General features: G+C 66.0%; 7 protein-coding genes. All 7 read right to left on the bottom strand.

Annotation, left to right across the window (positions count from 1 at the left end):
* Window positions 1-365 (bottom strand): FlhC family transcriptional regulator (locus AC1DOC_RS25390; RefSeq protein ID WP_478130740.1); only part of this gene is annotated, 365 nt, incomplete at its 3' end.
* Complete coding sequence (gene flhD / locus AC1DOC_RS25385) at window positions 362-718, bottom strand: flagellar transcriptional regulator FlhD (protein ID WP_015866934.1); 357 nt, start codon at window positions 716-718, stop codon at window positions 362-364. The genes AC1DOC_RS25390 and flhD, both read right to left, overlap by 4 nt.
* A 183-nt stretch (window positions 719-901) precedes the next feature.
* Window positions 902-1,195, bottom strand: a complete 294-nt coding sequence (locus AC1DOC_RS25380; RefSeq protein ID WP_027730278.1) for an EscU/YscU/HrcU family type III secretion system export apparatus switch protein — start codon at window positions 1,193-1,195, stop codon at window positions 902-904.
* Entirely contained in the window at window positions 1,192-2,352 is a 1,161-nt protein-coding gene (fliK, locus tag AC1DOC_RS25375) for a flagellar hook-length control protein FliK (RefSeq protein WP_478079546.1), read from the bottom strand. Before fliK ends, AC1DOC_RS25380 begins: the two co-directional genes overlap by 4 nt.
* 24 nt (window positions 2,353-2,376) lie before the next feature.
* The gene (locus tag AC1DOC_RS25370) at window positions 2,377-2,706 is read right to left on the bottom strand and encodes a flagellar protein FliT (protein ID WP_230537932.1); all 330 of its coding nucleotides are present in this window, start codon (window positions 2,704-2,706) and stop codon (window positions 2,377-2,379) included.
* 31 nt (window positions 2,707-2,737) lie between these two features.
* Window positions 2,738-3,160, bottom strand: a complete 423-nt coding sequence (fliS, locus tag AC1DOC_RS25365; RefSeq protein WP_015866938.1) for a flagellar export chaperone FliS — start codon at window positions 3,158-3,160, stop codon at window positions 2,738-2,740.
* 23 nt (window positions 3,161-3,183) lie between these two features.
* Window positions 3,184-3,407 (bottom strand): flagellar filament capping protein FliD (fliD, locus tag AC1DOC_RS25360; protein ID WP_478130739.1); only part of this gene is annotated, 224 nt, incomplete at its 5' end.

The raw sequence follows: 3,407 nt of genomic DNA, 5'->3' as shown, positions 1-3,407 counted from the left end.
GTGTAGGCGCGCGTGAAATCCAGAATTGGCTCGCTGTCCTGGGCTGCAATTTGCTGCAAATAAAGCTTGTAGCTTTTAATCAATATCCAGACTTTTTCTTCGTCCGAATGAATTTTCATGAATTGATACATGTTGTAAAACATTGACGAATGGATATTCGCCAGCCACGTCATATACCAATCGGTTGAAAAGGGAAGCAATCCCTTGGGCGGTGAAACCCCCTTGATTTCCTTGTAGAGGCGGATCAGCCGCTCGCGGCTCAGGCCCACCTCCGACTCCAGGAACTGCAGGCGGGCGCCCAGCTGGATCAGCTGGATCGCGAGCTGCACTTCCCGCACCTCGCCCAGCACGCTCTTGCGCGTCATGCCGGCACCGCTGCTTTTCGGGTCTGCAGGCTCCGTGCCGACATCAGGATCGACATGTGCGCTTGTTGCAGCATCGTGTCCTTACCTTCGCCAACCACCGCCGACATCGAGGCGTGTTCGTCGAGCCGGAAACTGCACAGCAGGAAGTTCGACGCCGCCAGCTTGACGATCTGCGCCAGCGACATGCCGGCCAGCATGTCGGCCAGTTCGCTGCTCACGCCGAGCCTAAACATCGCCGCCACGCGGTCCTGCTTGACCAGTTTCTGCGCCAGCAGCATGTAGGCGAGATTGATGTCGCCGATTTCCCGGGAGATTTCGCCGTTGGCTACGCTCATCACGTTATCCGTTTCCAAAATGCACTCCGTTCAGTCATGTCCTGATTGGATTATTCACAATATTTAACACTTGTAACCTTCTGCACTACTCAAACTGTAAACAGGGCTACAAGTACATGTAAGCTTTTGTTGCAATAGCACGACGGGGCTTCCGTCGCTGCGACCAGTTCTCAAAAAAGATGTGAATCTAATGACAAAGCATTAATCGAATCGCCCTGCCGCCTGGCCCCTGCCGTTCTCGATTCCGTGGATCCATGCCATGACCTCGGCCACCGCCAGATAGAGCTGGGGCGGAATCTGCCGATCGAGGTCCACCTGCATCAGCAACCGGATCAGGTCCGGCGAGGCGTGCACGTAGACACCGTTCTCGCGCGCCTGCCGCAGGATCGATTCCGCCGTCACGCCATAGCCCTTGGCCACGACCACCGGCGCCTTCGCGGTGTCGGCATGGGACAGCGCCACTGCGCTCTGGCGCGGTTGTGCCGGGGGCGTCATGCGGTGCGCTCCATGGCGGTGATCTGCAGGTCCTGCAGCCGCAGGCCCGCGGCCGCGAGGCGCGGTGCCAGTTCGCCGCCGTCGCTGCGCAGGCGGGCCAGCGTCGCGGCCTCGCGTGCGGCCAGGTGCGCCTGGACCATTTCGCCCGCAAGGCTCAGGCGAAGGTCCACCGCGCCCAGCTTCGGCAGCGTGAGCGACACCGTGGTCGTCCAGCGGCGCAGGGGCGCGCCGCGGTCGTCGCCGCGGCCTTCCGGCGCATCGCCGGGTTGTTCGGTTTCCTCGTGGATCGACCACGCCATCGGCACATCCGGCCAGGCCTGGCCGCTCCAGCGGAACACGGCGGTGGCCAGCAGGTCGAGCTGCTGGTGCACCAGCGCGGCGGTCTGCGGATGGATCAGATCGGCCGCAGCCGGCGCCGGCGGGCGCGCCGGCGCATTGGCCGCACCGGTTTCGCCGGCGCCCAGGCTGGCCATGCGCTCCTCGCCGGACGGCGCGGCCATCGCGGCGATCGCGGCCATGTGGCTGGCCGAGGCAACCGCGGCCTGGTGGATCTGGACGGCCGGCGCGGCGCCAGCGGGCTGGGCCACAGCGGGTTGGGCCATCGCCGTCGGCTGCGCCCGAGAGGTGCCAGGCCCGGCCGGCTGCTGAAGCATCGGCAGCGGCTGTGTCAACCGAACCTGCGGCTCCTCGGCCAGCTGCGGCAGCGTGCGCAGCCCCATGGCGAATTCGAGCAGGTGCGATTCGTAGAACAGCCCGCTGCCGCTCACCGATCGTCCCAGCGCGGCCGCGAGCACGGCGCCGGACGGAGCTTCCTGCGGCGACGCCCACAGCGGCGCCGCACCGCGCACCGGCTCCGGTTCGGCATGCAGGTCCGCCAGCACGGCGCCGATGACGCGTGCCGCCGCCGACCAGCGCGTGTCGATCGAGGGCGGCGCATCGGCGCGCGGCAGTGCGGGCGCGGCGCCAGTGTCCAGGCGCGTTTCGAGCGGCGCATGGGACGGCAGCCGGACATCGTTCTTGACCTTCTGGATCTCGGCCATCGGCCCGACCGGCATGCTGGTGCCGACCTCGGTCTGCAGCACGGCGAGGTCCGGCCGCGCCGAAGAAAGCTTCGAGGCAAGCAGCGCATCGACGGCAGGTCCRATCGGTCTGTTCATGGCTTCGGGTGCAGCGTCCGGCGATCAGTGCGGCAGGCCGTAGGCCTTGCCAAGATCGCTGCGGTTCTGCAGCTGGGCCATCTTGGCCACCAGGCGCTCCAGCTGCGGCTTGACCAGCGCGCACACCTCGTCCTGGTCGGCGTGGATGCGCGCGATCAGTCCGCGCACCTGTTCCAGCTGCGCGGCATCGAGCGACACCGCGCCCACGGCCTTGAGCCGGTCGACCAGCTGCGCACAGCGGGCTTCGAGCTCGGGCAGCCGGTCCCATTCCCTCGCGCGGGCCAGCGAAGCCATGAGCGACATGGCCGAGGCGAGCTCGCCATAGCAGTGGACGACTTCGTGGCGGACTGGCACGGCCTGCGCTTCCGATGCGGCGGGGTTGGAATCAATTGCCGGCACTGGCGCCGCCGATCTCGCGCCATGCGGACGCGACGTTCTCGAGCAATGCCTCGGCCTCGTCGAGTGCCTTGGGCTCGTTGTGCAGGTTGGCATAGAGCAGCCGGCGAATGACGTAGTCGTACAGCGCCGAGAGATTGCCCACCAGCTCGGCGCCGGCCGCGCCCGCGGCCTTGGCATCGAGGGCGGCCTTCAGGCCGTTGTCGACGATGCTCACGGCCTTGGAGATCGCGTTGCCCTTGGCGGCCATATCGCCGGTGGCCATGTGGTGGCGGGCCATGCCGATGCTGGTGACGACGCCGTCGAACAGCATGACGATGAGCTGGTGCGGCGACGCGCTCATGGTGCGCGTCTCCATGCCGACGTGCGCATACGCGCTGGCGCCGGTCCTGAAGGTGTGGGGGGTGTACATGACTGCTTGCTCCGCTGGAATGGCTACTTGCTGCTGCTTTGCATGCTCGCGAATTGCTGTGTGAGATAGCTGCTGGTCCGGTTCATCTGGCTCATGAGCAGGTCGAGCTGGGTGAACTGCGTGCGATAGCGCTCCACCTTGGCGTCGACCCGCGTCTTCATGTCGGCGTACTGCTCGTCGAGCTGCTTGAGCGAGGCGGTCATGCCATCGGACGCGACCTTGAGCGCGCCGCCGGTGGAGGTGAGGT

This window comes from Variovorax sp. 01T439_2 (assembly GCF_056398445.1).
The sequence above is the reverse complement of the archived record's forward strand: the minus strand, read 5'-3'. Positions and strand labels throughout refer to the sequence as shown.

Coding starts and splice junctions, on each gene's coding strand:
- AC1DOC_RS25380 (WP_027730278.1), bottom strand. CDS start 1,195: ATGACGCCCCCGGCACAACCGCGCCAGAGCGCAGTGGCGCTGTCCCAT.
- fliS (WP_015866938.1), bottom strand. CDS start 3,160: ATGTACACCCCCCACACCTTCAGGACCGGCGCCAGCGCGTATGCGCAC.